Origin of the sequence: Pseudomonas sp. 3MA1 (genome assembly GCF_029237275.1) — a bacterium.
Taxonomy (GTDB): domain Bacteria; phylum Pseudomonadota; class Gammaproteobacteria; order Pseudomonadales; family Pseudomonadaceae; genus Aquipseudomonas; species Aquipseudomonas fluorescens_AP.
This window is the reverse complement of record NZ_JAACFX010000004.1, coordinates 161,463-177,683: the sequence shown is the minus strand read 5'-3', so window position 1 is coordinate 177,683 and position 16,221 is coordinate 161,463. Positions and strand designations below refer to the sequence as shown.

Below are 16,221 nucleotides of genomic sequence, written 5' to 3'. Positions count from 1 at the left end.
CAGGCATTCTGTAGCATTGGTCGGCGCGCCGTGGGTGCGTCTTTGCTTTATCAGATGGAGAGCGCTATGGCTTGGAATGAGCCGGGTGGCAACTCGAATAATCAGGACCCTTGGGGTGGTAAGCGCCGCAATAATGGCGATCGCAAGGGACCACCAGATCTCGACGAGGCCTTCCGAAAGCTGCAGGAAAGCCTGAATGGGTTGTTCGGTGGTGGTAAGAAACGTGGTGATGACGGCGGTAGCTCCGGCAAGGGCGGTGGTTTCGGCTTGCTGGGTATTGGTCTTGTCGTGCTGGCGGCCGTGTGGCTGTACAGCGCGGTTTATGTAGTCGACGAGCAGGAGCAGGCCGTGGTGCTGCGCTTCGGCAAATACTACGAAACCGTCGGCCCGGGTCTGAACATCTACTTCCCGCCGATCGATCGCAAGTACATGGAAAACGTCACGCGCGAGCGTGCCTACACCAAGCAGGGGCAGATGCTCACCGAGGACGAGAACATCGTCGAAGTGCCGCTGACCGTGCAGTACAAGATCAGCAACCTGCAGGACTTCGTGCTGAACGTCGATCAGCCGGAAATCAGCCTGCAGCATGCGACCGACAGTGCCCTGCGCCATGTGGTGGGTTCCACCGCCATGGACCAGGTTCTGACTGAAGGCCGTGAATTGATGGCCAGCGAGATCAAGGAGCGTCTGCAACGTTTCCTCGACAACTACCGCACCGGTATCACCGTGACTCAGGTGAACGTACAGAGCGCGGCTGCGCCGCGTGAAGTGCAGGAAGCCTTCGACGACGTGATCCGTGCCCGTGAAGATGAACAGCGCTCGCGCAACCAGGCTGAAACCTATGCCAACGGCGTCGTGCCGGAGGCGCGTGGTCAGGCTCAGCGCATCCTCGAGGATGCCAACGGTTATCGCGACGAAGTGGTTTCTCGGGCCAAGGGTGAGGCGGATCGCTTCACCAAGCTGGTCGCCGAGTACCGCAAGGCGCCTGAAGTCACACGTCAGCGCCTGTACCTGGACACCATGCAGGAAGTCTTCAGCAACACCAGCAAGGTGTTGGTGACCGGCAGCAAGGGCGGGCAGAACAACCTGCTCTACCTGCCGCTGGACAAGATGATCGACAGTGGTCGTAGCGGCGCTGCTCCGGTAACGGGCTCGGCTTCTGCGGCCAGCAATGAAGCGAATGCGCGCGCTGCGGCTGATCATATGCAGCAACAGCAGCAGACGCGTTCTAGGGAGAGTCGCTGATGAGCAATAAATCGCTGATCGCCCTGATCGTGGGCGTTGTCGTGGCGGTGGTTGCCTGGAACAGCTTCTACATCGTCGCTCAGACCGAGCGCGCGGTGTTGCTGCAGTTCGGTCGTGTGGTCCAGGCCGATGTCCAGCCTGGTCTGCATGTGAAAGTGCCCTATGTGAACCAGGTGCGGAAGTTCGACGCGCGCCTGATGACTCTGGATGCACCGACGCAGCGCTTCCTGACTCTGGAAAAGAAAGCCGTGATGGTGGATGCCTACGCCAAGTGGCGCGTGAAGGATGCCGAGCGCTTCTACACCGCTACATCCGGCCTCAAGCAGATCGCCGACGAGCGTCTGTCCCGTCGTCTGGAATCGGGCCTGCGTGACCAATTTGGTAAGCGCACCCTGCATGAAGTGGTTTCCGGCGAGCGTGACGCGCTGATGGCGGATATCACCGCTTCGCTGAACAAGATGGCCGAGAAGGAACTGGGTATCGAAGTGGTCGATGTCCGGGTCAAGGCGATCGATCTGCCGAAGGAAGTGAACCGCAGCGTGTTCGAGCGCATGAGCACCGAGCGTGAGCGCGAGGCTCGTGAGCACCGGGCCAAGGGTAACGAGCTGGCGGAAGGCATTCGTGCCGACGCTGATCGTCAGCGTCGTGTGTTGCTGGCTGAAGCCTATCGCGAGTCTGAAGAAGTGCGCGGTGATGGCGATGCCCAGGCAGCGGCGATCTATGCCAAGGCCTACGGTCAGGATCAGGAGTTCTACGCGTTCTATCGTAGCCTGCGTGCCTACCGTGAAAGCTTCGCGAACAAATCCGACGTCATGGTTCTGGACCCAAGCAGCGACTTTTTCCACTATCTGGAAAAGTCCAAGCCTTGATCAGGCCCTGATCCGGGAACACCCCGCCGGGCGGCTAAAATGCCTCGCGGGGTGATCCTTTGGGAAAACGGGTGTATGATGCGGCAGCCGGGAAATTCCCGGCTTTTTTGCGTCTGCATCTTTGATTGGCCGTGGTTCGTTCAAGAGCCCGGTAAGATTTTTCGAGGAAAATGGTCTGTACAGCTGATTCCTGGCTGCCTGTCCGGCTGAGCTCGCGTCGGATGCGACTGTTTTCTGCTTCACTCTAAGGCTGGCCCCAGGCTTGCCGCCCGGACCATAGGGGAATGGCGTAATGGCAACGGTAGACCGCTGGCTGCTGCCAGATGGCATCGAAGAAGTATTGCCGCCGGAAGCGGCGCGCATCGAAGTAGCGCGTCGTCAGGTGTTGGATCTGTTTCAGAGCTGGGGTTACGAGTTCGTCGTTACTCCCCATATCGAATACCTGGAATCCCTGCTGACGGGCGCCGGCCAGGACCTGGATCTGCGCACCTTCAAGGTCATCGACCCGCAGTCGGGCCGGCAGATGGGTTTCCGGGCCGACATCACGCCGCAGGTGGCGCGTATCGATGCTCACACTCTGCGCCGCGAAGGGCCGAGCCGCCTGTGCTATGCCGGCAGCGTGCTGCATGCGCAGCCCCGAGCCTTGTCGTCCTCGCGCAGCCCGATCCAGCTGGGCGCCGAGTTGTATGGCGATGCCAGCCCGAGCAGTGACGTCGAAGTCATCAGCCTGATGCTGGCCATGCTGCAACTGGCGGATGTGCTGGATGTGCACATGGATCTGGGGCATGTGGGCATCTACCGCGGCCTGGCCCAGGCTGCCGGCCTGTCCGGTGCCGTGGAGCAACAATTGTTCGATGCCCTGCAGCGCAAGGCGATCGATGAAGTCATCAGCCTGACCCAGGGCCTGCCGGCCGATCTGGCCGACATGCTGCGCTCCCTGGTGGAGTTGTGCGGCAGTCGCGAGGTCCTGAGTGATGCTCGCCGTCGCCTGGCTGGTGCACCGACTTCGGTGCTGCTGGCGCTGGATGAGTTGCTGACGATCGCCGAGCGCTTGTCGGTGCGTTTCCCGGACTTGCCGTTGTACTTCGACTTGGGCGAGCTGCGTGGCTATCACTATCACACTGGTGTGGTGTTCGCGGTGTTCGTGCCGGGCGTGGGTCAATCCATTGCCCAGGGCGGTCGTTACGATGACATCGGCGCGGACTTCGGGCGTGCCCGTCCGGCGACCGGTTTCTCCACCGATTTGAAAACCCTGGTGACCCTGGGGCGTGCTGAAGTCGAGCTACCGTCCGGCGGTATCTGGATGCCTGACAGCACTGACGCGGCACTCTGGCAGACCGTCTGCCAGTTGCGCAGTGAGGGTCAGCGTGTGGTTCAGGCGTTGCCTGGACAACCTTTGGCCGCCGCCCGTGAAGCGGACTGCGACCGGCAATTGATTCAGCAGAATGGGCTTTGGCAAGTATTGCCGCTGGCTTCTTGAGTTTTCCTGCCGGCGGCTGCCGGCACCAAGTTTGCGCGAATGAGGACAAGTGTTATGGGTAAGAATGTCGTAGTCCTGGGCACCCAGTGGGGTGATGAGGGCAAAGGCAAGATCGTTGATCTGCTGACCGAACATGCCGCCGCCGTAGTGCGCTACCAAGGTGGCCACAACGCTGGCCACACCCTGGTGATCGACGGTGAGAAGACCGTGCTGCACCTGATTCCGTCCGGCGTGCTGCGCGAAGGCGTGCAGTGCCTGATCGGTAACGGCGTAGTGGTAGCACCGGACGCCTTGATGCGTGAAATCGTCAAGCTGGAAGAGAAAGGCGTACCGGTGCGCGAGCGTCTGCGCATCAGCCCTTCCTGCCCGCTGATCCTGTCCTACCACGTGGCCCTGGACCAGGCTCGCGAGAAGGCCCGTGGCGAGCAGAAGATCGGTACCACCGGTCGCGGCATCGGCCCGGCTTACGAAGACAAGGTTGCTCGTCGCGGTCTGCGCATCGGTGATCTGTTCCACCGTGAGCGTTTCGCCGCCAAGCTGGGCGAGTTGCTGGACTACCACAACTTCGTCCTGGTGAATTACTACAAAGAGCCGGCCATCGACTTCCAGAAGACGCTGGACGAGTGCATGGAATACGCCGAGCTGCTCAAGCCGATGATGCTCGACGTGACCGCCGAGCTGCACCAACTGCGTCGCGCCGGCAAGGACATCATGTTCGAAGGTGCCCAGGGTTCGCTGCTGGACATCGACCACGGTACCTACCCCTACGTCACCAGCTCCAACACCACCGCCGGCGGCATCGCGACCGGTTCGGGCGTGGGCCCGATGTACCTGGACTACATCCTGGGCATCACCAAGGCCTACACCACTCGCGTGGGTTCCGGTCCGTTCCCGACTGAGCTGTTCGACGACGTCGGCGCGTTCCTGGCCAAGCGTGGTCACGAGTTCGGCGCAACAACCGGTCGTGCCCGTCGTTGCGGCTGGTTCGATGCGGTGATCCTGCGTCGCGCCATCGACGTCAACAGCATCTCGGGCCTGTGCCTGACCAAGCTGGACGTGCTGGACGGCCTGGAAACCATCAACATCTGTGTCGGCTATAAGAACCAGGATGGTGCAGTCATCGACGCGCCGACCGACGCCGACAGCTACATCGGCCTGGAGCCGGTGTACGAGCAGATGCCGGGCTGGAGCGAATCGACCCTGGGTGCCAAGACCCTGGAAGAGCTGCCTGCCGCTGCTCGGGCCTACATCAAGCGCATCGAAGAGTTGGTCGGCGCGCCGATCGACATTATTTCGACGGGCCCGGACCGCAACGAAACCATCGTTCTGCGCCATCCGTTCGCTTGATAAGTCGTTGATGTAAAAACCAAAGGGCCCTTGATTGGGCCCTTTGTCGTTTCTGTGCGCCGCGCGGCACGACCCTTGCTGTGAAATCCACTTCTAGAGTGCCATCAGAATAATGGCGTCAAAAGTAGAGGGATTTCCTGTGTCGGCCGTTCTCTCACTGTTACAAAGCCGTTTATTGCGGCCTGTGTTCGTTACCCTCGGTATCGCCCTTTTGGTGCAGGTCGTGCTCGCCGTTGCCCTGACTCGGAGCACGGTGACTGCCCTGGAGGCTGATCTGGCTTCGCGTTTGGGTGTCGATAGCCAGAAGTTGTCTGGCGAACTCGAGCAGGCAGGCAAGGAAGTCACTTCCAGCCTGGAGAGCCTGTCCAGCAGCACCCGTCAGCGTCTTACCGCCGGCCTGTCTTCCCGTCTCAAGGAAGAGCAGGTGCAACTGCGTGCGGCCCTGGAAAAGGACCTGAAGGACTCCGCCAATGACATGGCTCAGTTGCTGGCCTCCGTGGCGCCACGTGCCATGTGGGACAGTGATGTGCCGACTTTGTCCGAGTTCGCACGACGTGCCCAGCGTAATCCCAACGTGTTGTTCGTGGTTTATGACGATGCGGCGGGTGAACACCTGACGCGTTACCTGAATCGCGAGAATCCGATCAACAAGGCTTTGCTGGAGAAGGGCAAGGGTGATCGGGCCTTGGACAAGGTGCTGGATGCGGCCAAGAACGATCCGTCGGTCTACTACCTGGAAGCATCGATCAACCCCAATGGGGTCGAGATCGGCAAGGTGCTGATGGGGGTGTCCACGGCTTCCGTGGAGGCGGATATTGCCGCTCTGGATCAGCGTTTTGGGGCATTGATCGCCAGCAGTGACCAGTTGGTCGGCGACAGTCTCAAGGGCGCCTCTGCCGACAGTTCGGCGGCCATGCGTTCACGCTTGCAGTCGGCCCAGGCCACTGCCGCGCAGATGCAGGCCAATACCGCCAGTACGGTGCAAGAGGCGGCAGCGACGCTGCGCTGGCAGATTGGTGTAGGCCTGGCGCTGGTGGGGCTGGCGCTGCTGCTGTTGCTGGCGGTGGTGCTGGGGCGGCGCGTGGTGAACAAGTTGCACCTGTTGATTTCTGCCCTCAATGACTTGGCTGCGGGCGAGGGTGACCTGACCAAGCGGGTGCCGCTCAACAGCAATGATGAGATCGGCGACATGGCTTCGGCGGTGAATCGCTTTGTGGATAAGTTGCAACCCATCGTGCGTGAGGCGGGCGACGTGGCGCAGCGGACCGGGGTCGAGATCGGCGCCATGAGCCAGCGTAACGCTGGCGCCGATGCGGCGGCCGAAGCGCAGCGTGACGAGGTGGCTGAAAGCCTGCGGGCGCTGTCGCAGATGGCTGATGAGGCCCAGGCGGAAAGCCAGGCGATGCAGGCGGCGTTGCAGCAGGTGGTGGAGATCCGTCAGGCCACTGACGAGAACACTCGCACTTCGGAGCAGGTCGGCAGCCTGATCGAGGCCCTGGTCGGGCAGGTGGATACCGGGGCCAAGGTGATCGAGCGCCTGGCTCAGCAGAGCGAGCAGATCGAGGTGGTGCTGACGGTGATTCATGGCATTGCCGAACAGACCAACCTGCTGGCGCTGAATGCGGCGATCGAAGCGGCGCGCGCCGGTGAAACCGGGCGCGGATTTGCCGTCGTGGCCGATGAGGTGCGAGCCCTGGCCAGCAAGACCCAGAGTTCCACTGGCGATATCCAGGCCCATATCGGCGCTTTGCAACAGGGCGCGCGGGAGGCGGTGGCGGCTATTGGTCAGGCCGGTCGTCAGGCCAGCGAGGGTTTGCTGGTGCTGCGTGACAGTGTGCGCCTGCAGCAGACGGTGCAGTCTTCGGTCGAGCAGGTGCATGCCGCGATTGGCTTGGCCACCCAGGCCGCGGCTCATCAGGCTCAGGGTGCGCAAGCGGTGCGTGGGCGGGTGGAAACCATCCATGCCCAGGCCGAGCGGGCGGCCCAGGCGGTGGTGGAAACCACCGCCAGTGGCAAGGTGCTGGACAGCCTGGCGGCGCAGCTCAAGGCCAGCCTCGGCCAGTTCCGCGCCTGACGCTTCGCCGGCAAGCCAGCTCTTACGACCGTTGTGTAGGAGCCGGCTTGCCGGCGAAGTACTTTTCAGCGACTCAAATACATCCGCGTCGTCAGTAGATACACCGGCAGCCCCGACACCAGAATCAGCAGCGCCGCATAAGGTGCCGCTGCCGCAAACTCCACATTCGCCGTATGCGCCCAGACCTCCGTGGCCAGGGTGTTCAGCCCTGTCGGGCTGAGGAGCAGTGTCGCGGTCAGCTCTTTCATGGCATCCAGAAACACCAGGGCAAACGCCGCACCCAGCGCAGGAAAGATGATCGGCAGGGTCACCCGGCAGAAAGCGCTGAACGACGACGCGCCGAGGGTTCTGGCCGCCTCTTCCAGCTGTGGCGCCGCCTTGTTCAGTGCCGTGCGGATCGGCGCCTGGGCCAGCGGCAGGAACAGCAAGGCATAGGCGATCAGGAGCAGCGCCGAGGTTTGATACAGCGCCGGCACATAGTGCAGGGCGAAATACACCAGGGTCAGGGCGATCACCAGGCCTGGCAGGGCGTGCAGCAGGTAGGGCAGGCGTTCGGCCCAGAGCGCCAGCGGCCCCTTGTAGCGCACCACCAGCAGGCCCACTGGCACCGCCAGCACCAGGCACAGACCGGCACCGCCCAGAGACAGTGCCAGGGAGGAAAGCAGCGCCTGGCTGATGGCGGCCACTGGAAAGGCGGCCGATGAGCCCACTGCCAGCCAGTAGGCGAGCATGCCCAGGGGGATGCCGCTGCCGATCACGGTCAGTAGCAGGCAGTAGATTTGTCCCCCAGCGGACCAGTGCCCCAATCGCACTTGTTCGGCGTGTCGTGCTGCGCCCTGGCCGGTGCGCACATGGCGCCCCTTGCCCCGAACCCGCAGTTCCAGACCCAGCAGGATCAGGCACAGCGCCAGCAGCACGGCTGAGAGCATGGCGGCGTTGGCGTTGCTGAATTCCAGCTCGAATTGCTGGTAGATCGCGGTGGTGAAGGTTTGCAGGCCGATGATCGACAGGGCGCCGAACTCCACCAGCATGTGCAGGGCGATCAGCAGCGATCCGGCCAGCAGAGAAGGCCAGAGCAGGGGCAGGGTGATCTTAAAGAACACGCCCCAGCGATTTTGTCCCAGGGTTCGCGCCGATTCCTCAAGGGCCGGGTCGAGATTGCGCAAGGTGGCTGCCACCGGCAGGAACACCAGCGGGTACTTGGACAGGGTCATCACCAGGATCGCACCGCCCAGCCCTTCGAATCCCGAGCTCAGGGACACCCAGGTAAAGCTGCTGACAAAAGCCGGCACGGCGAAGGGCAGGCACAGCACTACGCCCCAGATCCGTCGTCCCGGCAGGTCGCTGCGTTCCAGCAGCCACGCCAGGGACAGGCCGATGATGGCGCAGGCGATGGTCACCCCGAACATCAGCAGCAGGGTGTTGCTTAGCAAGCGCAATACATAAGGGCGCCATAGCAGGTGCAGGGCCTGCGCCCAGCCGGCCTGCCAGGCCTTGAGCCCGACATAGAGCAGTGGCAGCAGGCTCAGGCAGACCAGCAGCAGGACCGGCAATAGCAACCAGCTCGAGGGCCGCTTGCGCCTCGGCACATAGGGCGCGCGTGAGGCGAGGGTCGATAGCGGTGGGTTCATCAATTCAGGCCGACGTCGCGTTCCAGGTCCAGGGCTTGCTCGGCGTTGCCCAGGTCGGCCGGGGTCACTTTGGGCGCCTGCAGTTCGCTGAAGGGCTTGAGGCCGCGCTCCGATTCCATGCCTTTATGCAGCGGGTATTCGGCGGTGGTCTGGGTGATCACTCGCTGACCTTCTTCGCTGGCCATGTAGGCGAGCAATTGCTGGGCTTCTTTGGGGTGCTTGCTGGACTTGAGCACTGCGGCGCTGGAGACGGTGATCAGGCCGCCGACGTCGCCGTCGGTGAAGTAGTGCAGTTTCGAATCCAGTTGGCCCTTTTCCCGTTGCAGGGCGAACCAGTAGTAGTTGTTCACCAGGACCGTAGCGACTTCGCCGTTTTCCACGGCTTTCAGTGCCACCATGTTGTTGCTGTAGACCTTGCCGAAGGCGCGCAGCCCGGTCAGCCACTCTTCGGCAGCGTCCATGCCATGCAGCTTGATGATGGCTACGGCCTGTTCCTGGAAGGCGCCGCTGGTCGGTACGAAGCCGACCTTGCCTTGCCATTGTGGTTGGGAGAACTCCAGCACTGACTTGGGCAGGTCTTTCTCGTCGATCAGTTTAGGGTTGAAGGCCACCACCCGTACCCGGGCCGTGACACCGATCCACGTGCCGTTGCCCGCCACGTATTCCTTGGGCAGCACGGCCAGGGTTGCAGCGTCGGTTTGGGCCAGCAGGCCTTGCTCGCCGAGTTTGTTCAGGGGCGGGGATTCTTCGGTGTAGATCACGTCGGCGGGAGAGCGCTGGCCTTCCTCGACGACTTGGCTGGCCAGCTGGTTGCTGCTGCCTTTGCGCACATTGACGTGAATCCCGGTCTTGGCCTCGAAGGCCTTGGCGACGGCGTCGCCGACTTCCTTGTGCTGGCCGTTGTACAGGGTCAGGGAAATCTTATCGGCTGCCTGGGTGAGTGGAGATGCCAGGGTCAGCCCCAGCAAAGTGATGGTCAAGCCACGCAGAAGGGATGTTGAAAGGAGGGTGTTTCGGAACATCATTCGCAGGTTTCCTCACTGTTTTGCCGCAAAAACTTGTAACAATCATAAACGATATCGTTTCTCATGTGCGTTTTGCGGGTTCGGCGTCAGGCGAGGGGGTGAGGAAACGGTGGGGGTAGAAACGCAAAAACCCGCTTTCGCGGGTTTTTGTGAGACTTGAAAGCATCGCTCTCAAGTTTTGAATTGGTGCCCAGAAGAAGACTCGAACTTCCACGACCTTGCGGTCACCAGCACCTGAAGCTGGCGTGTCTACCAATTTCACCATCTGGGCAGTATCGACGTCGTCGCCGTGTCGATGGAGCGCACTATACGGATCGTCTTTTGATCTGTAAACCCCTGTTTTGGATTTATTAAATCAAGCACTTAGAATGCAAAAACCCGCTTTCGCGGGTTTTTGTTTGAGCCTTGAAACTGATCTAATCTCAAGCTCTTGAATTGGTGCCCAGAAGAAGACTCGAACTTCCACGGCCTTGCGGCCACCAGCACCTGAAGCTGGCGTGTCTACCAATTTCACCATCTGGGCAGTATCGCTGACGTCTCCGTCGTTGATGGCGCGCACTATACGGAGGCTCTTTTGAGCTGTAAACCCCCGATTTCAAAAAAGTTTGAAAAAAGTCTTCGGTGGCATGCATAAGGATGTTTCTGAAGTGAAGCGGCGGATTTTTCCAGCGTTGTCTGAGCCTGAAATTTCCCGTTTCAATACGCGTATGCCAAACTAACCCGCATATAGACAAGGTGAAATTTATCTAATGGCCGATTGGCAGTCCCTCGATCCCGAGGCCGCTCGTGAAGCGGAAAAATACGAAAACCCTATTCCTAGCCGCGAACTCATCCTCCAGCACCTTGCTGACCGGGGTTCGCCTGCTAGTCGCGAGCAACTGGTAGAAGAGTTCGGTCTGACCACAGAAGACCAACTGGAAGCCCTGCGCCGCCGCCTGCGCGCCATGGAGCGCGATGCCCAATTGATCTACACCCGCCGGGGTACCTATGCACCGGTGGACAAGCTCGACCTGATCCTGGGCCGCATCAGCGGCCACCGCGACGGCTTCGGCTTCCTGGTGCCGGATGACGGCAGTGACGACCTGTTCATGAGTCCCGCGCAAATGCGCTTGGTGTTCGATGGCGACCGCGCCCTGGCCCGGGTTTCCGGCCTGGATCGTCGTGGTCGTCGCGAGGGCGTGATCGTCGAAGTGGTGTCCCGTGCTCATGAAAGCATCGTGGGTCGTTACTTCGAAGAAGGCGGCATCGGCTTCGTGGTGGCGGATAACCCGAAGATCCAGCAGGAAGTGCTGGTCACCCCCGGTCGCAATGCCAATGCCAAGATCGGTCAGTTCGTTGAGGTGAAAATCACTCACTGGCCAACGCCGCGCTTTCAGCCGCAAGGCGACGTGATTGAAGTGGTGGGTAACTACATGGCTCCGGGCATGGAGATCGACGTTGCCCTGCGGACCTATGACATTCCCCATGTCTGGCCCGAAGCCGTGCTCAAGGAAGCCGCCAAGCTCAAGCCGGAAGTGGAAGAGAAAGACAAAGAGAAGCGCATCGACCTGCGTGACCTGCCTTTCGTCACCATCGACGGCGAAGACGCCCGTGACTTCGACGATGCGGTGTTCTGCGAAGCCAAGCCCGGCAAGCTGCGCCTGTTCGGTGGCGGCTGGAAGCTGTATGTAGCGATCGCGGATGTGTCCAGCTACGTGAAGATCGGTTCGGCCCTGGACGCCGAAGCCCAGGTGCGTGGCAACTCGGTGTATTTCCCCGAGCGGGTGATTCCGATGCTTCCGGAGCAGTTGTCCAATGGCCTGTGCTCGCTGAACCCGAAAGTCGATCGCCTGGCCATGGTTTGCGAGATGACCATTTCCAAATCCGGCGAGATGACCGATTACCAGTTCTACGAAGCGGTGATCCACTCCAAGGCGCGTCTGACCTACAACAAGGTCAGCACCATGCTCGAACAGCCGAAAACCAGCGAAGCCAAGCAATTGCGCGGTGAATATGGCGATGTATTGCCACACCTCAAGCAGCTGTATGCGCTGTACAAGGTGCTGCTCGGTGCCCGCCATACCCGTGGCGCCATCGACTTCGAAACCCAGGAAACCCGGATCATTTTCGGCTCCGAGCGCAAGATCGCCGAAATTCGGCCGACCACTCGCAACGATGCCCACAAACTGATCGAGGAATGCATGCTGGCGGCCAACGTGGCCACTGCCGAGTTCCTCAAGAAGCATGAGATCCCGGCCTTGTACCGGGTGCACGACGGCCCGCCGCCGGAGCGTCTGGAAAAGCTGCGCGCCTTCCTGGGCGAGCTGGGTCTGTCCCTGCATAAAGGCAAGGACGGTCCGACGCCGAAGGACTACCAGGCACTGCTGGAAACCATCAAGGATCGTCCGGATTACCACCTGATCCAGACCGTGATGCTGCGTTCCCTGAGTCAGGCGGTGTACAGCGCCGACAACCAGGGCCACTTCGGCCTGAATTATGAAGCCTATACCCACTTCACTTCGCCGATCCGTCGCTACCCGGACCTGCTGACCCATCGGGCCATCCGCAGTGTGATTCACTCCAAGCAGGACACGCCGCACGTGCGTCGAGCCGGGGCGATGACCATTCCGAAAGCGCGCATCTATCCGTACGACGAAGCCACCCTGGAGCAGCTCGGCGAGCAGTGCTCGATGAGCGAGCGCCGTGCCGACGAGGCCACTCGCGACGTAGTGAACTGGCTCAAGTGCGAGTTCATGAAGGATCGCGTCGGCGAGTCCTTCCCGGGGGTTATCACGGCGGTGACCGGTTTTGGTCTGTTCGTCGAGCTCACCGACATCTACGTCGAAGGCCTGGTGCATGTCACCGCCTTGCCGGGTGACTACTACCATTTCGATCCTGTGCATCACCGCTTGGCGGGCGAGCGCACCGGTCGCAGTTTCCGCCTGGGCGATACCGTGGAAGTGCGGGTCATGCGCGTCGACCTGGACGAGCGCAAGATCGACTTCGAGATGGCGGAAAAAACCATCAATGCGCCGATCGGTCGCAAGAAGCGCGGTGCCGCGGACGTTCCTGCAAGCAAGGCGGTGGAAGAACCGGCGCCGGCCAAGGCGGGGCGTCGCAGCTCTACCAAGGAGAAGGCGGTCGAGGCTTATCGCCCGAGCGACGCGGCGGCGAAAAACGCCGAAGTCCGCAAGAGTCGTGAAATGAAACGGGCGCTGCTGGCCGAAGCCAAAAGCGGCGGTAAAGCGGCGCCTGGGGGAAAGTCCGGCAAATCGGCTCCGGCCAGGGACAGCGACCGTCCAGCCAAGCCGAGCAAACATCGTAAGGGGCCGCCCAAGGCGGGCTCTGCCTCCGGCGCGAAAAGCGGCGGGGCGCGCAAACCTAAGGCCAAGTCATGAGTCAGTTGGAAAAGATCTACGGCGTGCATGCTGTAGAAGCGTTGCTGCGTCACCATCCCAAGCGGGTCAAGCAGATCTGGTTGGCAGAAGGGCGCAGTGACCCACGGGTTCAGGTATTGGTGGATCTGGCGGCGCAGAACCGTGTGTCGGTGGGTCAGGCCGAGCGTCGCGAAATGGATGCCTGGGTTGAGGGCGTGCACCAGGGCGTAGTGGCTGAAGTCAGCCCGAGCCAGGTGTGGGGCGAGGCCATGCTCGACGAGCTGCTGGACCGTACCGAAGGCGCGCCGCTGTTGCTGGTGCTCGATGGCGTGACCGATCCGCACAACCTCGGCGCCTGCCTGCGCACCGCCGACGCGGCGGGTGCCCTGGCGGTGCTGGTGCCCAAGGACAAGTCGGCGACCCTGACCCCAACCGTGCGTAAAGTGGCTTGCGGCGCTGCGGAAGTGATTCCGCTGGTGGCGGTGACCAACCTGGCTCGCACCCTGGAAAAGCTCCAGCAGCGCGGCCTGTGGATCGTCGGCACGGCCGGCGAGGCCGAACAGGAGCTGTACGATCAGGACCTGACCGGCCCCACCATCATCATCATGGGCGCCGAAGGCAAAGGCATGCGGCGCCTGACCCGCGAGCACTGCGACTATCTGGTGCGCCTGCCAATGGCCGGCAGCGTCAGCAGCCTCAACGTCTCCGTGGCCACGGGCGTCTGCCTGTTCGAAGCCATGCGTCAGCGTGGCGCAAAAGCCAAGGCCGTCGCCAAGAAAGCCTGATCTATCCCGCAGGAGCCGGCTTGCCGGCGAACCACGCCCTGCCGTCCATTGCCGGCACGCTGGCTCCTGCAGGTGATTGTTCAAATAATCACCAATTGCCTTGCGCCGCTGTTCCCCCTTCTCTACAATTGCGCCCCTTGCCGTGACGGCAGGCGCATATGTGCCTACTAACAGGCAAGACACACCAGTGTCATTCACTCCTTGTCTGACCGCTTATAGGCGGCAGGCTACAACCCGTAAGGAGCATTCATGCGTCATTACGAAATCATCTTTTTGGTCCACCCGGATCAAAGCGAGCAAGTCGGCGGCATGGTTGAGCGTTACACCAAGCTGATCGAAGAAGACGGCGGCAAAATCCACCGTCTGGAAGACTGGGGCCGTCGTCAACTGGCCTACGCAATCAACAATGTTCACAAGGCTCACTACGTGATGCTGAACGTTGAGTGCACCGGTAAAGCCCTGGCTGAGCTGGAAGACAACTTCCGTTACAACGATGCTGTGATCCGTAACCTGGTCATCCGTCGCGAAGAAGCCATCACTGGCCAATCCGAGATGCTCAAGGCTGAAGAAAACCGCAGTGAGCGCCGTGAGCGTCGTGACCGTCCTGAGCATGCTGACAGCGCCGATGGCGATGACAGCGACAACAGCGACGCCAGCGATAACGCTGACGAGTAATCCACGGACCTTTTGAGGAGCCAATTACATGGCACGTTTCTTCCGTCGTCGTAAATTCTGCCGCTTCACCGCTGAAGACGTGAAAGAGATCGATTACAAAGATCTCAACACTCTGAAAGCCTACGTATCCGAGACCGGCAAAATCGTTCCAAGCCGCATCACCGGTACCAAAGCTCGTTATCAGCGTCAGCTGGCCACCGCTATCAAGCGCGCCCGCTTCCTGGCCCTGCTGGCCTACACCGACAGCCACGGCCGCTGAGATCGGGCAGTCGACAAGTAGTAAGGGATTGAATGCATGCGCGCCTTAGCTGAGTTCATCATGCGCGGTCGTGTGCAGGCCACGTTAGTCGTGGCCGGATCTGCGGCATTGCCGCTGTTGTTCTGGTTGAGTGCCGCTGCGGGTTGCCTTGTGCTCCTTCGGCGCGGTTCGGATGCCCTTGGCGTCCTTGGAGTCGGAGTGCTTTCAGCATTGATTTGCTGGCACTTCCACAAAGACCCCAGCGTACTGCTGGTGCTGCTTGGGTCTTGCGGTCTGGCGCTGGTGTTGCGCGTCGGCCACTCCTGGAACCGTGTGCTGTTGGCGAGCGTGGCGATTGCGCTGTTGTGTGTAGCGATATTGGGGGCGTTTTTCAGTCCCTTTATCGACGCGGTGACGCAGGAACTTGTAAAGGTCCTGCCACTGATTTTGGGTGAGGCCTACCAGCAGCTTTCGGTAGACCAGCGAGCCAACCTCGCTTCACTCATTGCACCTTTGGTGATCGGTTCGATTGCGATGATGTTTCAGATCTTCAGCGTGCTGTGCCTGATTCTTGGGCGCTACTGGCAAGCGTCGTTGTACAACCCCGGTGGTTTTGGTCGCGAATTTCGCCAGATCAGAATCCCCAAGGGACCCTTGATGTTGCTGTGGGCACTGATGTTTGTGGGGCCGGTTCTGAGCCCGCAAATGTGGATTATGGTGCCGTTTTGCAGCGTAGCTCTGGTCCTTGCCGGGCTAGCCCTGATGCACGGGCTGGTGGCACAGAAAAGACTGGCCAATTTCTGGCTGGTCGGGGTGTACGTCACGTTGTTGCCTTTGATGCACCTGCTCGTCCCGTTGCTCGTGGTCATGGCCACTGTCGACAGTCTGGTTGATTTTCGCGGTCGTTTGGCGCCGAAAGACGCTGATAACGGCCCTGCGAACGGTGAAGGTTAAAAGTTAAGAGGTTATTACCAAATGGAACTGATCCTGCTGGAAAAAATCGCCAACCTGGGCAACCTGGGCGATAAGGTAAACGTTAAGGCTGGTTACGGCCGTAACTACCTGCTGCCTTTCGGCAAAGCCACCGCTGCTACCGCTGCCAACCTGGCTGCGTTCGAAGCGCGTCGTGCCGAGCTGGAAAAACTGGCTGCAGAGAAGAAGGCTTCTGCCGAAACTCGCGCTGCGCAACTGGCTGAGCTGGAAGTGACCATCACTGCCACCGCCGGTGACGAAGGCAAGCTGTTCGGTTCGATCGGCACCCACGACATCGCTGATGCACTGACCGCCTCGGGCGTTGAAGTGGCAAAAAGCGAAGTTCGTCTGCCGAACGGCACCATCCGCAACGTAGGTGAATTCGACGTAGCCGTGCACCTGCACGCTGAAGTTGAAGCAACCGTACGCGTTGTCGTGGTGGCTGCTTAAGCAGTACCAAATCGTCTGGCACCTTGTGTGGCTGACGGTTAACATCGGGCACGATCCTGTTTACAGGTCGTGCC

13 protein-coding genes and 2 tRNA genes are annotated in these 16,221 nt (G+C 60.9%); 11 read left to right on the top strand and 4 right to left on the bottom strand.

The features are described from left to right. Nucleotides 1-66: 66 nt before the first annotated feature. The 5 genes from hflK to GWQ44_RS13380 all read left to right on the top strand — a co-directional run bounded on the left by hflK (nucleotide 67) and on the right by GWQ44_RS13380 (nucleotide 7,015). Complete coding sequence (hflK, locus tag GWQ44_RS13400; RefSeq protein WP_047283685.1) at nucleotides 67-1,245, top strand: FtsH protease activity modulator HflK; 1,179 nt, start codon at nucleotides 67-69, stop codon at nucleotides 1,243-1,245. Further along, nucleotides 1,245-2,114: a protease modulator HflC gene (gene hflC / locus GWQ44_RS13395; RefSeq protein WP_016965257.1), complete on the top strand. Its 870-nt coding sequence runs from the start codon at nucleotides 1,245-1,247 to the stop codon at nucleotides 2,112-2,114. Before hflK ends, hflC begins: the two co-directional genes overlap by 1 nt. Before the next feature lie 292 nt (nucleotides 2,115-2,406). Then, nucleotides 2,407-3,594 carry an ATP phosphoribosyltransferase regulatory subunit gene (locus tag GWQ44_RS13390; RefSeq protein ID WP_275927539.1) on the top strand — a complete coding sequence of 396 codons (1,188 nt, stop codon included), beginning with the start codon at nucleotides 2,407-2,409 and terminating at the stop codon, nucleotides 3,592-3,594. Between the two features lie 54 nt (nucleotides 3,595-3,648). Beyond that, nucleotides 3,649-4,941: an adenylosuccinate synthase gene (locus GWQ44_RS13385; protein ID WP_016965259.1), complete on the top strand. Its 1,293-nt coding sequence runs from the start codon at nucleotides 3,649-3,651 to the stop codon at nucleotides 4,939-4,941. Nucleotides 4,942-5,080: 139 nt separating this feature from the next. Continuing rightward, nucleotides 5,081-7,015, top strand: a complete 1,935-nt coding sequence (locus GWQ44_RS13380; protein ID WP_275927538.1) for a methyl-accepting chemotaxis protein — start codon at nucleotides 5,081-5,083, stop codon at nucleotides 7,013-7,015. A 65-nt stretch (nucleotides 7,016-7,080) separates the two neighbouring features. Here GWQ44_RS13380 and GWQ44_RS13375 read toward each other — a convergent pair whose 3' ends face one another. From GWQ44_RS13375 to GWQ44_RS13360, 4 genes are all read right to left on the bottom strand, one after another. Then, a complete protein-coding gene (locus GWQ44_RS13375; RefSeq protein WP_275927537.1) occupies nucleotides 7,081-8,646 on the bottom strand; it encodes an iron ABC transporter permease in 1,566 nt (521 codons plus the stop codon). Beyond that, complete coding sequence (locus tag GWQ44_RS13370; protein ID WP_103739465.1) at nucleotides 8,646-9,671, bottom strand: extracellular solute-binding protein; 1,026 nt, start codon at nucleotides 9,669-9,671, stop codon at nucleotides 8,646-8,648. Before GWQ44_RS13370 ends, GWQ44_RS13375 begins: the two co-directional genes overlap by 1 nt. A 184-nt stretch (nucleotides 9,672-9,855) precedes the next feature. Next, nucleotides 9,856-9,942: transfer RNA gene (locus tag GWQ44_RS13365), tRNA-Leu, on the bottom strand. Nucleotides 9,943-10,107: 165 nt separating this feature from the next. Next, nucleotides 10,108-10,194, bottom strand: a tRNA-Leu gene (locus tag GWQ44_RS13360). A 226-nt stretch (nucleotides 10,195-10,420) separates the two neighbouring features. On the opposite strand from GWQ44_RS13360, the gene rnr reads away from it, so the two are divergent. The 6 genes from rnr (at nucleotide 10,421) to rplI (ending at nucleotide 16,147) form a co-directional block, all read left to right on the top strand. Then, nucleotides 10,421-13,048 (top strand): ribonuclease R, encoded by a 2,628-nt coding sequence (gene rnr / locus GWQ44_RS13355; RefSeq protein ID WP_016964327.1) that lies wholly within the window; start codon nucleotides 10,421-10,423, stop codon nucleotides 13,046-13,048. After that, nucleotides 13,045-13,812 (top strand): 23S rRNA (guanosine(2251)-2'-O)-methyltransferase RlmB, encoded by a 768-nt coding sequence (gene rlmB / locus GWQ44_RS13350; RefSeq protein WP_016964328.1) that lies wholly within the window; start codon nucleotides 13,045-13,047, stop codon nucleotides 13,810-13,812. Before rnr ends, rlmB begins: the two co-directional genes overlap by 4 nt. Nucleotides 13,813-14,061: 249 nt before the next feature. Further along, a complete protein-coding gene (gene rpsF / locus GWQ44_RS13345; RefSeq protein WP_011058949.1) occupies nucleotides 14,062-14,487 on the top strand; it encodes a 30S ribosomal protein S6 in 426 nt (141 codons plus the stop codon). Nucleotides 14,488-14,515: 28 nt separating this feature from the next. Beyond that, entirely contained in the window at nucleotides 14,516-14,746 is a 231-nt protein-coding gene (gene rpsR, locus GWQ44_RS13340; RefSeq protein WP_002551829.1) for a 30S ribosomal protein S18, read from the top strand. Nucleotides 14,747-14,782: 36 nt separating this feature from the next. Then, nucleotides 14,783-15,679: a hypothetical protein gene (locus GWQ44_RS13335; RefSeq protein ID WP_047301352.1), complete on the top strand. Its 897-nt coding sequence runs from the start codon at nucleotides 14,783-14,785 to the stop codon at nucleotides 15,677-15,679. 21 nt (nucleotides 15,680-15,700) lie between these two features. Then, nucleotides 15,701-16,147, top strand: a complete 447-nt coding sequence (gene rplI, locus GWQ44_RS13330; RefSeq protein ID WP_007921484.1) for a 50S ribosomal protein L9 — start codon at nucleotides 15,701-15,703, stop codon at nucleotides 16,145-16,147. The last annotated feature ends 74 nt before the right edge of the window (nucleotides 16,148-16,221 follow it).

Bases quoted from the DNA above. Each gene is read 5' to 3' on its own strand.
- hflK (WP_047283685.1), top strand. From the start codon at position 67: ATGGCTTGGAATGAGCCGGGTGGCAACTCGAATAATCAGGACCCTTGG.
- hflC (WP_016965257.1), top strand. From the start codon at position 1,245: ATGAGCAATAAATCGCTGATCGCCCTGATCGTGGGCGTTGTCGTGGCG.
- GWQ44_RS13390 (WP_275927539.1), top strand. From the start codon at position 2,407: ATGGCAACGGTAGACCGCTGGCTGCTGCCAGATGGCATCGAAGAAGTA.
- GWQ44_RS13385 (WP_016965259.1), top strand. From the start codon at position 3,649: ATGGGTAAGAATGTCGTAGTCCTGGGCACCCAGTGGGGTGATGAGGGC.
- GWQ44_RS13375 (WP_275927537.1), bottom strand. From the start codon at position 8,646: ATGAACCCACCGCTATCGACCCTCGCCTCACGCGCGCCCTATGTGCCG.
- GWQ44_RS13370 (WP_103739465.1), bottom strand. From the start codon at position 9,671: ATGATGTTCCGAAACACCCTCCTTTCAACATCCCTTCTGCGTGGCTTG.
- rnr (WP_016964327.1), top strand. From the start codon at position 10,421: ATGGCCGATTGGCAGTCCCTCGATCCCGAGGCCGCTCGTGAAGCGGAA.
- rlmB (WP_016964328.1), top strand. From the start codon at position 13,045: ATGAGTCAGTTGGAAAAGATCTACGGCGTGCATGCTGTAGAAGCGTTG.
- rpsF (WP_011058949.1), top strand. From the start codon at position 14,062: ATGCGTCATTACGAAATCATCTTTTTGGTCCACCCGGATCAAAGCGAG.
- rpsR (WP_002551829.1), top strand. From the start codon at position 14,516: ATGGCACGTTTCTTCCGTCGTCGTAAATTCTGCCGCTTCACCGCTGAA.
- GWQ44_RS13335 (WP_047301352.1), top strand. From the start codon at position 14,783: ATGCGCGCCTTAGCTGAGTTCATCATGCGCGGTCGTGTGCAGGCCACG.
- rplI (WP_007921484.1), top strand. From the start codon at position 15,701: ATGGAACTGATCCTGCTGGAAAAAATCGCCAACCTGGGCAACCTGGGC.